This window comes from Chondromyces crocatus, from assembly GCF_001189295.1.
In the GTDB taxonomy this organism is placed as follows: domain Bacteria; phylum Myxococcota_A; class Polyangia; order Polyangiales; family Polyangiaceae; genus Chondromyces; species Chondromyces crocatus.
The window spans coordinates 1,297,931-1,315,088 of the sequence record NZ_CP012159.1; the positions used below are offsets into that span (position 1 = coordinate 1,297,931).

The 17,158-nt window shown below is 70.3% G+C and carries 11 protein-coding genes; 6 read left to right on the forward strand and 5 right to left on the reverse strand.

Annotated features, from left to right (window positions below):
• Positions 1 to 38: 38 nt before the first annotated feature.
• The 4 genes from CMC5_RS04900 to CMC5_RS04915 all read right to left on the reverse strand — a co-directional run bounded on the left by CMC5_RS04900 (position 39) and on the right by CMC5_RS04915 (position 5,639).
• On the reverse strand, positions 39 to 2,798 hold the full coding sequence (locus CMC5_RS04900) for a M1 family metallopeptidase (protein ID WP_050429328.1): 2,760 nt from the start codon (positions 2,796 to 2,798) through the stop codon (positions 39 to 41).
• A gap of 30 nt (positions 2,799 to 2,828) precedes the next feature.
• The gene (locus tag CMC5_RS04905; RefSeq protein WP_156338214.1) at positions 2,829 to 3,908 is read right to left on the reverse strand and encodes a hypothetical protein; all 1,080 of its coding nucleotides are present in this window, start codon (positions 3,906 to 3,908) and stop codon (positions 2,829 to 2,831) included.
• Between the two features lie 138 nt (positions 3,909 to 4,046).
• Positions 4,047 to 4,268, reverse strand: a complete 222-nt coding sequence (locus tag CMC5_RS04910) for a DUF350 domain-containing protein (RefSeq protein WP_050429330.1) — start codon at positions 4,266 to 4,268, stop codon at positions 4,047 to 4,049.
• A 93-nt stretch (positions 4,269 to 4,361) separates the two neighbouring features.
• Positions 4,362 to 5,639, reverse strand: coding sequence for a cytochrome P450 family protein (locus CMC5_RS04915; RefSeq protein WP_050429331.1), 1,278 nt, complete (start codon positions 5,637 to 5,639; stop codon positions 4,362 to 4,364).
• A 349-nt stretch (positions 5,640 to 5,988) separates the two neighbouring features.
• Between CMC5_RS04915 and CMC5_RS04920 the strand changes: the two genes are divergently transcribed.
• Positions 5,989 to 7,692: a TolB family protein gene (locus tag CMC5_RS04920; RefSeq protein WP_082362245.1), complete on the forward strand. Its 1,704-nt coding sequence runs from the start codon at positions 5,989 to 5,991 to the stop codon at positions 7,690 to 7,692.
• 869 nt (positions 7,693 to 8,561) lie between these two features.
• On the opposite strand, the gene CMC5_RS04925 is transcribed toward CMC5_RS04920, so the two are convergent.
• Positions 8,562 to 10,073 (reverse strand): ATP-binding protein, encoded by a 1,512-nt coding sequence (locus CMC5_RS04925; RefSeq protein ID WP_169796458.1) that lies wholly within the window; start codon positions 10,071 to 10,073, stop codon positions 8,562 to 8,564.
• A 462-nt stretch (positions 10,074 to 10,535) separates the two neighbouring features.
• On the opposite strand from CMC5_RS04925, the gene CMC5_RS04930 reads away from it, so the two are divergent.
• The 5 genes from CMC5_RS04930 to CMC5_RS04950 are packed head-to-tail and all read left to right on the forward strand — an operon-like array spanning position 10,536 to position 17,108.
• A complete protein-coding gene (locus tag CMC5_RS04930) occupies positions 10,536 to 11,849 on the forward strand; it encodes a cytochrome-c peroxidase (RefSeq protein ID WP_050429334.1) in 1,314 nt (437 codons plus the stop codon).
• Between the two features lie 18 nt (positions 11,850 to 11,867).
• On the forward strand, positions 11,868 to 13,331 hold the full coding sequence (locus CMC5_RS04935) for an outer membrane beta-barrel protein (RefSeq protein ID WP_050429335.1): 1,464 nt from the start codon (positions 11,868 to 11,870) through the stop codon (positions 13,329 to 13,331).
• Between the two features lie 11 nt (positions 13,332 to 13,342).
• Positions 13,343 to 14,035, forward strand: coding sequence for a carboxypeptidase regulatory-like domain-containing protein (locus tag CMC5_RS04940; RefSeq protein ID WP_050429336.1), 693 nt, complete (start codon positions 13,343 to 13,345; stop codon positions 14,033 to 14,035).
• Positions 14,036 to 14,040: 5 nt separating this feature from the next.
• On the forward strand, positions 14,041 to 15,291 hold the full coding sequence (locus CMC5_RS04945; RefSeq protein WP_050429337.1) for a hypothetical protein: 1,251 nt from the start codon (positions 14,041 to 14,043) through the stop codon (positions 15,289 to 15,291).
• Entirely contained in the window at positions 15,288 to 17,108 is a 1,821-nt protein-coding gene (locus CMC5_RS04950) for a PP2C family protein-serine/threonine phosphatase (protein ID WP_050429338.1), read from the forward strand. Before CMC5_RS04945 ends, CMC5_RS04950 begins: the two co-directional genes overlap by 4 nt.
• Positions 17,109 to 17,158: the final 50 nt, after the last annotated feature.

A 17,158-nucleotide genomic window follows, 5' to 3' on the forward strand; every position in this document is an offset into this window, starting at 1 on the left:
GACGGATACGCCCGCCCAGGCGCCGAACCGCCGCGGCCTCAAGGCCGCGCGCTGCGGGGCCAGTTCGAGAGCCGCTTCGTCAGCAGCGGCGCCTCGCGCTGGCGCATCGCCACGCAGGCGGCCGCCGCCGAAAGCGTCTGCTGGAGCGGACGGTCCGCGCCCTCCACATCCAGGAGCGCCTCCTTGAAAAAACGCGCCGCCTCCTCCCGTGGCTCCTCCTCGCAGAGCGTCCCCAGGACCTCCGTGGTGCGGACCAGCTCGGTGTCGGCGAGCTTCCCTTTCAGATCGGCGAGGTGCTCCTTCAACCATGCGACCACGTGGGGCCGGGCGGCGGGCCACACCGTCGCGGCCCTGAACACCACAGCGCCGTCCTGGGTCGTCACCCCGCCGCTCAGCGTCCAGTCCAGGGCGCGGCGCAGCAGGGCCGGATCGGCGAAGCTCCCCATCGCTTCCAGGATCGTCTGCCGGTTCTCCAGCGTGGAGGCGCTCTTCAGTGCCGTGGTGAGCTGCCTGAAGCGTGCCTCGCCCGCGCGCCGCGTCGACGCACGGAGCGCGATGGCCGCGGCGCTGCCCCCCGCCGCGCGCGGATCCTTGAGGAATGCCGCCGCCTTGCGCTCGGCATCGGTGAACAGCCAGGGATCCTCCGTCAACACGAGCAGCGCCTCCAGCGTGTCCCGCCGCAAGAGCCGCTGGTCATCGGTGTCGGTCTTGCGCGTCTCCCAGCCCAGCTCCCGCGCGATGGGCAACAAGAGCGACGACGCGAACCCCTGGAAGCCAGGCCTGAACCCCTCCTCCACCACCGTGTCGCTCAGGCCCCGGAGCGCGCGGATCATCGCCTCGACCACCAGCCGGTGCCGCTCCCGCTTCAGCCCCGACAGCAGCTCGAGCAGCACCTCCGCGCCGAGCTCCCCGCTCTGCACGAGCGCCCAGGTGTTCTCGATGAGCCCGATGCGGCCGCGCACGTCGAGCGCCTGCGTGTTTGCCGAGAGCGCCGCGAGCTGCGCGGTGGGCAGTGCGAACCGGTAATACCCAGCACCGACCGGGTTCGGGTGGATCCAGCGCGGGCAGCGCCCTTCGGGCAACGCGACCTCCCCCGTCGCCTTGTCCAGGAGCTGACAGGCCGGCCCCATCTTGCCCTCGCCGTCGTACCCGATGCACACCGGGATCCTGAAGGGGCCCTCCTTCACCGGCTCCCGGCTCGTCGGCAGCGTCGCGCGAAGCCGGATCTGGGAGAGCGTCACCCGGGGGGGCTTGCCGCCCTCGCAGGCGAGTTCGGCGCGCACGAGTGGTACCCCCGCCCGATCGAGGAAGGGCGACGCCACCGCCGCCGCATCTTGCCCCGAGACCGAGGACAGCGACGTGAGCAGATCGTCCGTCGTCGCGCTCCCGAGCGCGTGCGTCTTGATGTAGGCCCGCACGCCATCGCGGAACGGCGTCGCTCCGACCCAGGACTCCAGCATCGCGAGCACGGCCCCGCCCTTCTCCCCGGTGAACGGTGCGAGCGCCTCCTTCGCCTCGCTCGTGCTCGTCACGGCGGGTCGGGCCGGCGCGGTCGCGTCGAGCAGATCCAGGTTCATCGCCCGGCTCCGCTCCTCCAGCGCCGCCGCGCGCGCATTCGTCGCGGGGCGCCACGTGTCGAGCACCTCCGCCTTCATCCACGCGGCGAACCCCTCGTGCAGCCACAGATCGTCCCACCATGCCGCCGTCACCAGGTTGCCGAACCACTGGTGGGCCATCGCGTGCGCCACGGCCTCCTCCATGCCCCGCCGGGCCGACGTCGACGCCGTCGTCGCGTCGAGCAGCACCAGATCCTCGCGGAAGCTGACGAGGCCCGCGCTCTCCATGGCGCCGAAGCCGAGTTCGGGCACGGCGAGCAGATCGAGCTTGGGGAAGGGGAAGGGCTGGTCGAGCGTGGCGGCGACGACCTTCAGGTGCGCGGCCGCGGTCTCGAGCACCATCTGCCCCGCGTCTGCCTTCCCGCGTGGTGTGATCACCCGCAAGGGCACCGCCCCCCGCGGCCCCTCGCGCAGCTCGAACGGCCCCACCCCGAGCGCGAGCAGGTACGTCGGCAGCGGGGGCGTGGTGGCGAAGGTGAACGTCGAGCCTCGCCCGTCCTCGGGCTCGGTGTGATCGGTCTCGGGTGTGTTGGAGACGACCAGGTTTCCCTTCGGCGTGGTGACCTTCACGTCGAACGGCACCTTGAACGACGGCTCGTCGAAGCAAGGAAACAGCCGCCTCGCATCCGTGGGCTGGAGCTGGGTGAACACGTAGGACGCGCCCGCTTCCTCGACCCGGTACAGACCCGCCGGCTGGCTGTCGAGCGGTGCGGAGTAGGCGATGCGGATCTGGGCCTGCCCTGGTGGCAGCGGCCGGGACAGGCTCAAGACCAGCTCCTCGGGGCTCCCCTTGTTGCCTGGCGCCTTCCGCGGGACGACCCGCGCCGGCAAGAGTTCCCCGTCGAGCACCACCTCGGAGCGCGCGATGGTGAGTTCGCGCCCGTGCAGCACGAGCGACTCGGTCTTCACCGGCACCTCGATGTCGATGGTCACGTCGCCGTAGAAGCGCTCCTTCGTGGGATCGATCGAGAGCGAGAGGGCGTAGTGCAGCGGGCGTGCCGTCCCGGGGAGGCGCCCCGAGGCGTACGTGGCGGGCGCGGCCACCTCGCTCCGCTGCACGGGCGGCTTCGGTGGCGGCGCGCGCGTGATGTCGTTGCTGTACGAGCACCCGGCGGCGAGCGCGAGGACCGCGAGCGCCGCGCGGCAGGTGACGGGGCGAAGGCGGGCTCCTTGGGACGGCATCGGGGTCCTCATCGCTTCACGAGGTGCGCTTCACGAGGCGCCGAAACCGAGCGCCCGCGCCTGGGCCTTCCGGGTATCACGACGGCGCCAGAGGACGGCGTCGAGCACGTAGTGGGTGGCCTGGGGGACGGCGAGCAAGGGCACGATCAACGACAGCGCAAGGGGGCCGAGCCATGGCGCTTCGCGGCCCGGGCCCCCGAACAGGGACGGGCGATCGTGCCACACCAGCCGATCCCACAGCAGCTCCTCGAAGAAGGCGAACGCCAGCGCGGTCGCGAGGAACGCCGCGAAGCCACCGGCGGCGACGCGGGCGACGACCGAGCCTGGGCGCTCTCGCCCCCGCTCGCGCGTGTATCCCCAGAGCAGGGCCATGTAAGGCACGCCATGCGCGATCACGTTGGTCACGGTGAAGGCGAAGTCGCTGTCGAGCGCGACGATGCCCACGTACCAGGTGATCGCGGTGGCGGCGACGACGAGGTGCTTGCCTGCGTTGAGCGGCGCGCCTGCGCGCATCCGCCAGACGTTACGGACGACGTAGGCCAGCGCGAGACCTCCGTAGAGCACACCGGCCACCGGCAAAAGCGCGCGGAGCCAGGACACGGTGACGAAGTCGCCCTCGACGAACCAGCGGAAGCTCCGGGGCAGGTGCGCGTGCCAGTGGAGCAAGGGGAACCCGGTGGCCGCGTAGATCAAGGCGTCGTCGAGGACCCGGTCCAGGCGCGCGCGCTCTCCGGCCCGCGCCCGGTAGATTGCCACCCAGCCCGCCTGCTGGCGGACGAAGTGGAAGACGGCGACGTAGGCGAGCACCCGCCAGAACGTGAGCGACGACGCGAGGTGCAGCGCGACGCCAGCGACCCAGCAGAGAAGCGGCACCGCCGTGTAGAGCACCTTGCGGCGGCGCAGCTCGTCGCGATCCAGGTAGGTGCGGAACAGCGTCGTGTGGACGTGGGCGACGTCGATCGCGAGCACGAACACGACCCAGCCCCACATGGGCAGCGCCCCCTCCTCGGAGAGCGCCGGCGACAGCGCGGCGAGGAGCAGCGCCGCCGCCGCCGACCCTCCGAACACGGCGAGATCCACGTTGCGTCCCCAGATCCAGGGCGCAGCCATGCGTGGCGAGGACATGGCTGTGGCAGAGGCCCCGGCGCCGGGTGCAGCGGTCCAGGCCGGAACAGCACCTTGCTCGGGCGACTGCTGCGGCTCGCTGCCGCCTGGGATCGCTGCCGAGGCCACCGGCCGCTCCCGGGCTCAGCCGTGGATGGCGGCGGAGATGATCCAGGCCAGGCCGAGGATCACCGAGCCGATCACGATGGCGAGCGCGGTGTTCTGGTCCTCCTCGATCTCCTTGCGGATGGAGAAGGGGGTGACCTTCACGATCAGCATGAACGCCACGGCGAAGACCACGATGCCGATGAGCACGAAGAGCAGGGTCGAGATGACGGTCTTGGAGAGGACGGCCAGATCCAACATGGGAAGAGCGCTCCAGAGAGACAGAGAGGAAGAAGGGCCGGGGCGAGCCTACGCGACTTGGACAGGCGCTCCAACCAAGTGTCTCCCTTCGCTTCACCCGAGGGGGGCGGTCGCCGCTGCCGTGGGCTTTGCCCTGGGGATGGAGCAGGTCGGCGCCGGCGTGCAGTGCACCGGGAGCTGATCGAGCCCGCGCAGGATCGTGGCCGGCTTCCACCGCAGCGAGGCGCGCGGCACCGCGAGCCGCAGGCCGGGGAGCTCCTTCAGGATGGCCGTGAACGCGATCTGCGCCTCGAGCCTGGCGAGCGGAGCGCCGACGCAATAGTGGATGCCGCTGCCGAACGCGAGGTGCCGGTTCGGGTCGCGATCGAGCTGCAAGCGCTCGGGCTGCGCGAACATCTGCTCGTCGTGGTTCGCGGAGCCGAGTACCGCGAACACCCGCTGTCCCTTCGGGATGACGTGCCCGCTGAACGCCACTTCCTCCGTCGTGTAGCGCTCGGTGGCGAGGTCGACCGGGCTCGTGTGCCGCAAGAGTTCCTCGACGGCCGGCTTGATCAGCGAAGGCTCGCTGCGGAGCCGCTCGAGCGCCTCGTGGTCGTCGAACAGCGAGAGCATTCCGCTGGCGATCAGGTTCACGGTGGTCTCGTGGCCCGCGAGCAAGAGGAGCATCACCATGGAGAGCAGCTCCTCCTCGCCCAGCCGGTCACCCGCCTCCTCGGCGTCGATGAGTGCGGCGAGCATGTCGTTCCCCCCGCTCCGCCTCCGGCTCTCCACGAGCCCGCGCAGGTAACGCATCAGCATCCACATGGAGGGCATGGCGAGGAGCATGTCGGTCGGCGTGACGATGCCGATCAGGCGGTTGCTCATGGCGCGGAACCGCGCGCGGTCCGCCTCCGGGACCCCGAGCATCTCGCAGATCACCGTGATGGGCAGCGGCACCGCGAGCTCTTCGAGCAGGTCGATGCTGCCCCGCGCGCGCGCCCGCGCGATGAGTTCGGCGGTGAGCACCTCGATGCGCTCGCGCAGGCTCTCCACCGCGCGCGGCGTGAACGCCTTGTGCACGAGCGTCCGCAGCCGGGTGTGGTCCGGAGGATCCTGGTCGAGCATGCTCGTCGTCAGCGGGCGAAGGAATCCGGGGGTCCACGGCATGGCCTTCGCCTGCTCCTCCGGGGTGAGGGTGCGGTACGCGTTCTTGGCGAGGCGCGGATCCTTGAGCGCCGCAGCCACATCGTCGTAGCGGGTCAGAAGCCAGGCCGGCTTCTTGTCGCCGAAGACGATGCGCATGACGGGCGCCTCTGCGCGGAGCCGCGCGTAGACGGGGTAGGGGTTCGACTTGTGCTGCGCGCTGCACAGATCGGGGACGTGAATCCTCATGCTCGCCTGCCTTTCCGGGGCTCTTCTCCGCGTTGTCCGGCTGCGCCCCCGCTACCTGGAGAACCATGTCGACAGGTCGGCGAGTGTGCAACCTGGCGGCACATCGACGCCTCGATGGACGTGGCCGAACTGCCAGGATCTGGGCGAGCGCTCCACTCAGGGTGTCATTCTCGACCGTGACCGCTCGACCGAGCCCCTGATCCCTCGACCGTGACCACTCGACCGAGCCGCTGATCCCATCGAGCAGGCCTCGGCCTCTCGGGCGACTGCGAGGCTTGACCCTCCAGGACCACTCCCGCACGCTCACCGTGCACCCACTTGGCTTCATTCAGCCCATGAGAGGTTCTTCATGGCCAGCTCACATCGGATGACCCTTCTCTTGCTCGCCGCCTGCACGGCGCCGGTGATCGCGGTCGCCGCCTGCGGCAGCGGCAACTCGTCCAGCTCGGGCGACCCGGGAGGAACAGGCACGAACACCGGAGGCGCAGGCGGCGCCGGCGCAGGCTCGGGCACCGGGACCGGCGGCGATCTGCTCTCGGGTGTCGGAGGGACGTCGTTCGTCCCCGCCTTCCCGAAGGACCCGGTGGTGGAGGACTCGGCGCCCGCGAACGCGCCGGAGCTGTTCGCCGACCCGGGAGAAAACGCGGGCGGCCCGTGCCTGTTCGAGCCCGAGGTCGGCTCGCTCTTCCCGCGCAACTGGCTGCGACCGCGCTTCCGCTACAACCCCGCGGAGTCGGAGCAGAACCTCTTCGAGATCCGCCTCCACACGGCGGGCGAGGAACACGACCTGCTCGTGTACACGGGCGACCCCTCCTGGACGATGCCCAAGCCGATGTGGGAGGCGCTGGCTGCCCGCGCATCGGGCGCGCCCATCTCGGTCACGATGACCGTCCGCGCCGCGGTCTTCGACGGCAACGGCCTCTCCAGCCCACCGAAGACGGGCACCACGGGTGAGTTCCACGTCGCGCCCACCCAGGCCGAGGGCGCCGTCGTCTACTGGACGACGACCGGCGGCTCGGCCCTCAAAGGCTTCCAGGTCGGCGACGAGTCGGTGGCCGTCACGCTGACCCCTCCCCAGGTGCAGATGACCACCGTGAACGGCGCGCAGGTGACGTGCATCGGCTGCCACACCTCGACGCCGGACGGGAAGTTCGTCGGCTTCACGGCGCAGGCGCCCTGGAGCAACGTGCTCGCCTCCATCGAGGGCATGACGGCCGGCGCCCAGCCCCCCTTCATGGGCCCCGGGGGCGTCGCCGCGCTCACCGGCTTCTCCGAGATCGGCATCCACTCGTACTCCAAGGCGCACTGGCAGAACGGCGACCGGATCATGGTGGCGCCCCTCGGCGTCGGCGCGAACTCCAACCTGATCTGGGTCGACCTGGAGGCGCAGGCGAGCGGCGAAGGCGTCGCGCACGGCTTCATCGCCCGCGAAGGAGACCCGCGCGGCGTGGGCTCACCGACCTGGAGCCACGACGGGCAGACGGTGGTCTACGTGTCCAACACCTCGCAGACCACGGGAAGGCTCGACGCTGGCCCGGCCGATCTCTACGCCGTGCCCTACAACGGCCGGCAAGGAGGCGCTGCGACCCCGATCCCTGGCGCCTCGTCCAGCGACTTCGCCGAGTACTACCCGGCGTTCTCGTCGGACGATGCCTTGCTCGCCTTCAACCGCTTCCCCGTCGGTCCGAACATGTACGACCAGCCGCTGGCGGAGCTGTTCGTGATCCCGGCCCAGGGCGGTGATGCCGTCCGGCTCGCCGCGAACGATCCGGTGGCCTGCACGGGGCGCACCAGCCCGGGCGTCACCAACAGCTGGCCGAAGTGGGCGCCCGAGGCGACGACCGTGAACGGGCGCACGTACTACTGGCTGGTCTACTCGTCGAAGCGCGGCAACGGCACGACGCCGCAGCTCTACATGACCGGTGTGGTGGTCGAGGGCAGCAACGTGCAGACCTACACCTCGGTGTACCTGTGGAACCAGCCCGAGAACGAGAGCAACCACACCCCGGCCTGGGACGTGTTCAAGATCCCGCCGATCCCCCCGCCGCAGTGAGCAGCCGCAATGGACGCAGTGGTCGTGATGGTCATCGTGGCCGCAGTGGTCATCTTGGCCCTACTGAGTGAATGAAGGAGGGCACCGACCGTCCGGTGCCCGACCGCGCGATCTAAATTTGCGGGCACACCTGCGAAGTGCCTCACTGTCGCCCCTCGCCAAAGCGTCGCGCGCACGATTCCGCGTGGCGGGGTGAGCGCGAGAGGGGCTGGATGACCGAAGTCCACATTCCGTCTCGTGCAGACGGCGCTGGATCCAGCGGCCTGCACCACGGCGCAAATTCCGTCCTGAATGGCGCTGAATGGCGTGGAGCAGGTCGTTCGGGGGAGAAATTCCACCAGCAGCGGCGTGCACAGGTCCCGTGAGCGGACGACGGGACCATGTCTCGCGCGTGCACAGGTCCCGTGAGCGGACGACGGGGCCTTGTTTCGCGAAACCATGGTGTCGTCAGCGGACGACGGGACCATGTTCCGCTCTCATGGATGCCGTCAGCGGTCGACGCCACCTAGGGTAAGGTCGATCCCTGGACACGTCGGCCAGCCTCGCCCTCCTGGATGCGCTCTGATCCACCTCCCTTCGGTGGGGTTCCTGGCCCCGTCCCGGGGTGACCCTGGCCTGCGCGCTGGCATCCGTTGGCCTTTTCGCGAGACGAGGTCGCGGTGACGCTGTCCGTCGACAGGTCCGGGAGTGAACCTTCCCCCGTCGTTCGTCGCTTGCTCCCGGTCACGAGGCGGACTCGCCGAAAAAAAAAGCGCTGAGACCAGGTCCACCTCGGCGAGGTGATGGCTTTCAGCAAGGGCGGAATAGGGCCTGCGGGATGCGCCATCGCCCAGGTCCGCATCGGGACCAGGGGACATCCTGCTGTGGGATCAGGCGCGCTTGGCCGCGGCGAGCAGCGCTTCGGGGCGGAGGAGGATCGCCTCGTCATCTCCGAGGAGCACCACCTCGACCGGGTGGTGGTCCGGTGTCGGACAGAGCCGCTCGGCGGTGCGACGGAAGGGCAGGCCGCCCACGCGCAGGCGGACGAGGAACTGATCCCGCTGGATTTCGAGGGCGAGGCGGCAGCCGCGGCGGCTCCCCGGATCGATCTCGAGCAGGGCCAAGGGGTCGAGGGCCGAGGGGGTGTCCTCGTCGAGGGGGGTGACGTCGAAGGTCGCGGGGACGGCGAAGGTGAGGTCCGTGCCGCACGCGGGGAAGCAGATCACGCGGAGGCGGCGGCTGGCCTGGGGCACACGCGCGGTCACCGTGGTGCCATGGCCGGGGTGCGTGGAGAGGAGGAGCCGACCGCCGACGCGGGCGAGGGCGCTGCGCACGGCGTCGAGGCCGACGCCGCGCCCCGAGATGTCGCTGACCCGCGTGCGGGTGCTGAAGCCCGGCTGGAGCACGAGGTCGGTCAGCTCGCGCTCCGTGGCGCTCTCGGCGGCTTCGCGTGTGAGGAAGCCGCGCTCCACGGCCTGCGCGCGCACGGCGTCGAGATCGACCCCGCGCCCGTCGTCGTCGACCTCGACCTCACCCCCTCCGTCGATCATCCGGACCTGGACGCGGATGCGCCCCACGGGCGGCTTGTCGAGGCGGATGCGCTCGGAGGGGGCCTCGATGCCGTGATCGATGGCGTTGTTCAGCAGGTGGAGGAGCGCGGTCTCCAGCGCGTCGGCGGCGTCGGCGCGCACCCGGACGTCGCCGGCGATGACCTCCACGGCCGTCTCCTTGCCGAGGTCGCGCGCGAGCTTCAGCGTGGCGTGCTGGTGCCGCGCGACGCGGGGCGCAATGGGGGCCGCGTAGAGGTCGGAGATCTGCCGGCTGAGCGCGCGCCACGACGAGAGCAGCCGCGCCCTCGCGGCGCCCGAGGCGCGCAGGTGCTCCAGGTACACGTCGGTCGCGGCAGCCGCGAGGCCCTGCTGGGTCGCAGGTGCGACGCGATCGAGCGGCTCGATGGTGAGCGGGGCGCGCCGCGAGACGGGCGGCTGATCGGTGCTCTCGACGGAGCGGACCTGGCTGTCGGCGACCAGCTCGTCGATCTGCTGTACGAACCCATCGACGTCGATGCCGCCGAGCGAGACGCCATCCCGGGTGCGGAGCAGCATGACCATGAGCCGGATCGCCATGGTCATCACCAGGTCGAACTCTTCCGGCATCCGGAACTGGCGGTGCTCGGCCGCGACGAGCAGCTCTTCGAGTTTGTGCGCGAGGAGGTGGATGTCGCTGAAGCCGACGACGCGCGCGTCGCCCTTGAGCGTGTGCAGGTCGTTGTGAACCTCGGCGGCGCGCTCGTGGTCCCCCGCGAGCACGGCCGTCCACTCCGCTTCGATGCGCTCCAGTCGTTCGAGCGACAGGCTGCGGAACCGAGCCACGATCGCAGGCGGGAGGGTCACCGATCTCACGAGCGCATCCATTGTGGTGCATGCAAGGCACCGCGTCTGCTGGAAACCACCCGCTGCTCGTGAAGACGTCGCGTTGCCGTCGCGACGTCATGTGCGCGCGACGCGGGCCGTCAAGGCCACGAGGTGGTGTGCAAGACAGGTGCGACGGACATTCGCGCCAGGTGCGACGGACATTCGCGCCAGGTGCGACGGACATTCGCGCCAGGTGCGACGGACACGGAACGCGCCAGGTCCGTGTGCGGTGGAGGGCGCAGGAGCCGGTGTGCGTCCGATGTCGTGTCCGGGGGGTCGTGACGAGCGAGCCGGTCTTTGGGCAACGTCCGATCCGCAAATTGACATCCAGGCCGGGTTTCGTCCGTCAAACATCTCGTGACAGGAAACGCAGGTAGCCCTGTTCCGGAAAAACCCTCTTTCGCCGGCGCACCAACTGAGATGCAATCAGGGGGTCGGATTCGGGGTCTTATGCGGCTGGCCAGTTGGAGTTTCGCGCTTCTCGCGTTCGGGGCTTCCGGTTGCAGCGTTGACGAGACGCTGGTCGACGAGTTCTTCACGCCCGTCGAGTGGGAGAAGGTACAGACCCTCTCTCCCTTGCCGGATGTGCCGGAGGACACGACGAACCGCTACGCCGACGATCCGAGGGCGGCGGCGCTGGGGCAGCGGCTCTTCTTCGAGAAGGGCTACTCGGGTCCGCTCAAGCTGGGCGCTCCAGAGACGAAGGGCGGGCTCGGGACGAAAGGGCAGTCGGGGCGCGTGGCCTGCGCGAGCTGCCATCACGGCACCTGGCTCATCGATCACCGCTCGCACCCGAACAACGCCTCGCTCGGGACAGACTGGATCCCGCGCAACGCCAACACGGTGATCAACGCCGCGTTCTACGATCCATGGATCGAGAACGACGGCGTGAGCGACTCGCTCTGGGCCGACGCGCTGGTGGATCCGGAGCTCGACATCGCGATGAACGGCACCCGCCTCCAGGTGGCGCACGTGCTCTGGGACAAGTACCGCGACGAGTACGACGCGATCTTCGATACTGCCCTCGACCCGTCGCTCGATGCGAAGGACGAGAACCACTACCGCTTCCCGGCGAAGGGCAAGCCCGGCGAGGACGCCTGGAAGGAGATGACCGAGCCGGACCGGCAGATCGTGAACGTGATCTACGCGAACTTCGGCAAGGCGCTGGGAGCTTACCTGCGGCTGCTCGTGAGCCGGGACGCGCCGTTCGATCGCTACGTCGAAGGCGACCATGACGCCATCGGCGAGAGCGCGCGGCGTGGGCTGCGGTTGTTCGTGGGCAAGGCGGGGTGCGTGGCGTGCCACGCGGGGCCCCACTTCAGCGACGACGCGTTCCACGTCAACGGGCTCGCCCCCGTGGGGCCGAACATCAATCCCAAGGAGACGGGGCGCGAGGCCGCGGTGCGCGCGCTCCTGGAGAACCCGTTCAATTCGAGTGGGCCGTACAGTGACGATCGAAGCACGGGGCGGCTCGATGATCTCTCGGTCAGCCCCGAGCTGCGTGGCGCCTGGAGGACGAAGGGGCTCAGAAGCGTCGCCGAGACGGGGCCGTACATGCACACGGGGCAGCTCCAGACCTTGCGCGACGTGGTCGCGTTCTACAACGAGGGCGGGCACGAAGCGGGCTTCGTGGGCGCGAAGAGCGACAAGGTGAAGCCGCTCAACCTCACCGAGCAGGAGATCGACGACATCGTGGCGTTCCTCGAGACGCTCACCGGAGCGCCGGTCCCCGTGGCGCTTCGCGAGGACACCTCGGCGAAGTGACGTAACGCTGCGCGCTCGATGGTCCACTGCCGCGTCGTCTCCATCGCTTGCCTCGCGTCCACCTTCGTCTCGGGCGTGTCCGCCTCGGGCGTGTCCTGGGCGCAGACGACCGACGACGTCGAGCCGCGGCTGCGTGCGCTGGAGCGCGACAGCGAGCGGCTGCGCGAGGCGCAAGCGCGGAACGACGAGAATGAACAGCGGCTGCGCGCGCTGGAGCGCGACAACGCGCAGCTGCGCAAGAAGCTCGCGCAGCTCGAGGACGAGCAAGGCTTCCTCGACCAGGTGGTGACGCGCCTCCTGCCGCTGGCGGGGCGGCTGAACGGCTACCTCGACACGGGCTTCTTCTACGTGCAAGGCAACGGCTCGGGCATCCGCGCCGATCTCGGGCACCGCTACTTCCCGAGCTACACGGGCCGGGTGCCGGACTCGTGGGTGTTCTACGGCGATCCGCTGTCGACCGCGATCAACGCCCGCGGCGAGCCGGCCGACACCGGCGACTCGCGCGCGGTGGTGTTCGATCCGGTGAACAGCGGCGGCAAGCCGTCGTTCCTGGTGAACGCGCTGAACCTCGGGCTGTTCGCCGGATTCGGGGAGCACCTCTCGCTCACGGGGTCGGTGGACCTCGTGCCCAGGGGGCGCAACGTGTCGGTCTCGGGTGGCACGGCGCTCGGGGACTTCATCGACGTGAAGCTCGCGTTTGCGGAGTTCATCGTGCCGGTGGAGCGCTTCTCGCTGAGCCTGTACGCGGGGAAGTTCGACTCGGTGCTGGGGTACGAGTACCGGATGCGGGAGGCGCCGGACCGGCTGAACGTGACCCCTTCGCTCGTGTGCCGCTACACCTGTGGCGCGCCGGTGGGGCTCAAGGCGCGGGGGACGTTCCTGGACGACGTGCTGACGGTGAACGTCGCCGTGACGAACGGGAGCCATGGCGTCGAGATGTTCCCGTTCCATGACGAGGTGGACTCGAACGTGTTCAAGACGCTGGCCGGGAGGATCTCGTCGAAGGCGCCCCTGGGCGCCGGGCTGGAGGTCGGGGTGAGCGGCGCGTTCGGCGCGGCGGATCAGCAGCCCGACGACGCGGTACACCAGTTCCACTACGGGGTGGACCTGCACCTCGACTGGCACGACGTGGACTTCACGGCGGAGTTCGTGATGGGCGAGGTGCAAGGGCGCTCGGAGGCGGGGGCTGCCGCGTGCGGGCTCAGCCCGTGCCTGAAATACAAGGGCGCGTACGGGCTGCTCGGGTACCGCCTGTTCAACTGGATGACGCCGTACGCGCGTGTCGACTGGCGCGACGCGCTGCACCGGAGCGGAGAGAGCTTCGTCTATCTCTCGCAGGTGATGCGGGCGACCGGCGGGGCGCGGTTCGAGATCGGCGAGCGGGTGATCGTCAAGGCGGAGTACACCTTCAACCTGGAGCTGGGCCCCGCGCCCCAGTTTCCGAATGATGTGCTCACGAGCTCGCTGCTCGTGAAATACTGAGCGGAGGAGCGATGCGGGAGAGGCACGTCACGGCGGCACTCGTCACGGGGTTGTTCGTCGCGCTGTCGAGCGCGTCCCCGGCCGTGCGGGCCGCCGCCGACGCCGCGAAGCCGACGGGGACCGTCGAGGGGACGGTGTCGGTGCTGAAGGACGACGCGCCGAAGGCCGATCGCGCAGGGGTGGTGGTCTACCTGGAGGGAGCCCCAGGTCCGCTCCCGGCAGGGCAGAGCCGGGCAATCCGCCAGAGAGACCTGACGTTCACCCCGGGGGTGATGGTGGTGACGACCGGGACCACGGTGGAGTTCCCCAACGAGGACAAGGTGTTCCACAACGTGTTCTCGGTGTCGAAGGCGGCGCGGTTCGATCTGGGTCTTTACAAGAGCGGGACGAGCAAGTCGGTGACGCTGAAGAACCCGGGCGTGGTCGACGTGTACTGCAACATCCACCCGCAGATGCAGGCGCGGATCAAGGTGCTCGACACGGGATTCTATGCGGTGACGGGCGCCGACGGGTCGTTCCGGATCAAGGACGTGCCGACGGGGACCTACCCGGTGGTGGCGTGGCACGCGGGCGGCGACGAGCGACGCGGTGAGGTGAAGGTCGACGCCGGGGGCGTGTCGACGCTCTCGCTCTCGGTGGTCGAGGGCAGGCCGCCTTCGCGGCATCCGAGGAAGGACGGGACGCCATACGGCCGCTACAAGTAGCGGGTATGCGCGCGCCGGGAGCGTGGCTCCTCGCCGTCTGTACCGTCAGCGTCGTCAGCGCTGCCAGCGTCGGCTGTGATGGCGAGGCACCGCCTGCGGTGTCGGCGGTGGCCACGGCAGAGCGGCTGGCGCGGGTGGCGTCGGGGGAGGTCGCGGCGGTGCGGACCTCGGCGTCGCTCGCTGCGGGGGCGCCAGTCGTGGTGGGGGAGCCCGGGCCGGCGCACCTGGCGAGCCGGTGCGGCGACTGCCACGGATCGATCCACGGCGGATGGTCGCGCTCGGGTCACGCGCGGAGCAACCAGGGCGCGCTGTACCTGGCGATGCGCAGCAAGAGCGAGCCTGTGGCCTGCGATCCTTGTCACGCGCCCTTGCGCAGCATCCTGCCCCCGGGCGACATGCTCGCCGAGGAGGGGGTCACCTGCGACGCCTGCCACATGCTGCGGGACGTGGAGCTGGGGCCGACGCGCGCCAAGCTGACGCTCTTGCTCAGCGGGGACAAGCGGTGGGGGACGCTCTGTGACGCGCAGGATCACTACTTCCACACGACGGGCTGCTCGCCGCTGTTCAAGGAGTCGAAGCTCTGCGCTGGCTGTCATCAGTGGTCGACGCGTGCGGCGTCGGGAGAGCCGTTGCCGGTGCTGAAGGAGTACGACGACTGGCTGGCGAGCCCCGCGGCCGCCGCCGGGAAGTCGTGCCAGGGGTGTCACATGCCGGCGGTGCACGGCGAGGTCGCGACGGGCTGGACGCGGCGCGCTTCCGTGGGCAGCCATGAGCTGCTCGGGGAGAGTGGAGCGTTGAGGCGGGGTGCGGTGCGGTTGACGATGCAGGTGGAAGAGAACGGGCAGGCGCTCCGTGCGGAGGTGAGCCTGACCAACACGAACGAGGCGCACGCCGCGCCGACGGGCTTCCCCGGGCGACAGCTCGCGCTCGAGCTGACCTTGCTCGACGCCGCGGAGCAGAAGCTGTCCCGCTCGGCGCGGGTGTTCGGGCGGGTGCTGGTGGACGAGGCAGGGCGGGAAGTGCCGTTCTACGCCGCGCAGGCGCAGGGGTCGGACAACCGGATCGGGCCAGGCCAGACGCGGCGCGAGGTGTTCACCTTCGACCGAGGTGCCGCGGTCTCGGCGCGGGCACGGGTGGTGTGGCGCGCGATGTCGCCCGCGGTCGCATCGGCGCTCGGGGTCTCTGTGGAGGAGCAGGTGCTCGCGGAGTCGAAGGTGCCGCTGCGGCGCGGACAGGGGAGCCGCCGCGCGCCATGAGGTTCCGTTCGCTGCTGTTGCTCGGCGTGGTGCTGCTGATCGCGGGCTCCCTGGCCGGGACGGTGAGCCTCGTGGCCATGGTGCTCAGGGCATCGGCGCACAAGGAGATCGCCGCGGACCTCGCCCGCAGCCGTGACGCCTTCCTGGAGCTGAAGGCGCAGCGGGACGCGCGGCGTCGGTCCGAGGCGCGGGTGGTCGCGGAGGAGCCGCGGCTCAAGGCGGTGGTGGCGACCGAGGAGGTCTCGCGCGAGACGACGTTCGGGGTGGCGTACGAGCTGCGCAAGGCGGTGGGGAGCGAGCTGTTCCTGCTCACCGACGGGGAGGGGAGGCTGCTCGCCGACGTGCTCGATCCAGAGGCGGAGGGATTCGACCTGCGGGGGTTGCCCGGCGTCGCCGAGGCGCTCGCGCGCGGCGAGGCGACGGGGGTGTGGACGCAGGGGGGGCGCGTGTTCGAGGTGGAGGTGCGGCGGCTGTCGTTCGGGACGACGACGGTGGGCCTCGTGGTGCTCGGTCACCCGCTCGACGATGGTGTGGCCGAGGCGGTGGCGCGGGTGACTGGCTGCGAGGTGGTGGTCGAGCAAGGCGGGCGCCCTGCCGCCGTGTCGCAGCGGCTCGGTGACGGGGACCGCGGCGCGCTGGGAGCAGCTCTCTCCGAGGTCCCCGCCGAGGGGGGCGACGTGCCCGCGGCGGTGGTGATCGAGGGGGCACACCACCTTTCGCTGTCGGCGCCCTTGCCCGGCGCTCCGCCCGGCGCGACCTTGCGGTTCGTGGTGCTGCGGTCGCTCGACCAGGCGCTCGCGCCGGCCGAGAAGATCACCCGGCGGCTTTATGGTTTCGCGCTGCTCTCGCTCGCGGCCGGCGTGTTGCTCGCCGTGCTGCTCTCCCAGCGGCTCTCCCGGCCGATCGACGCGCTGGTGCAGTTTGCCGGTCGACTCGCCGCCGGCGCGCTGGAGGCGCGGGCCTCGATCTCGGGGCCGCTGGAGGTGCGGGTGCTCGGCCAGGCCATGAACCGGATGGCCGGCGAGCTGGAGGTGTCGCGGCAGGAGCTGGTGGCCAAGGAGCGGCTGGAGCAAGAGCTGGAGATCAGCACGCAGATCCAGACGTCGATCCTGCCGCGCTGCTTCGACGTCGACGGGCTCGAGGTGGCCGCGCAGATGATCACCGCCGCCGAGGTCGGCGGCGACTACATGGACGTGATCCCGGTGCGGGGAGGGACGTGGATCGCGGTGGGGGACGTGGCGGGTCACGGGCTGCGCTCGGGGCTGGTGATGATCATGCTCCAGAGCGCGGTGTCCGCGCTGGCGCGCGAGCAGCCACTGTCGCCACCGAGCGAGATGCTGCGCGCCGTCAACCGGGTGCTCTACGACAACATCCGCAACCGGCTCGGCAACGACGAACACGTGACGCTCACGCTGCTCCGCTACCGGCGCGATGGGCTGTTCACCTTCGCTGGGGCCCACGAGGAGATCCTGGTGTACCGGGCGGAGACGGGCCGGTGTGAGCTGGTGCCGACGCCAGGGCCCTGGGTCGGCGCGATGGAAGACATCGGCGCCGTGGTCGTGGATTCGCGGGTCCAGCTCGCGGACGGCGACGTGATGGTGCTCTACACCGACGGGATCACCGAGGCGCGGAACGAGGAGGGGCGGCAGTACGGACTGGAGCCGGTGGCCAAGACCGTGGAGTCGTTCGGAAAGGAGACCGTGGAGCGGATCCGCGACGAGATCCTGCTCGGGGTGGCGAGCTGGGCGGTGGCGCCCGAGGACGACGTGACCCTGCTGGTGCTGCGCTACCGGGCGCCTCAGACGAGGCTGGCGTAGCGGTGCTGACGCAAGGACGTGCTTCGCCCTTTTCGCCCCGAGCGCGCGGG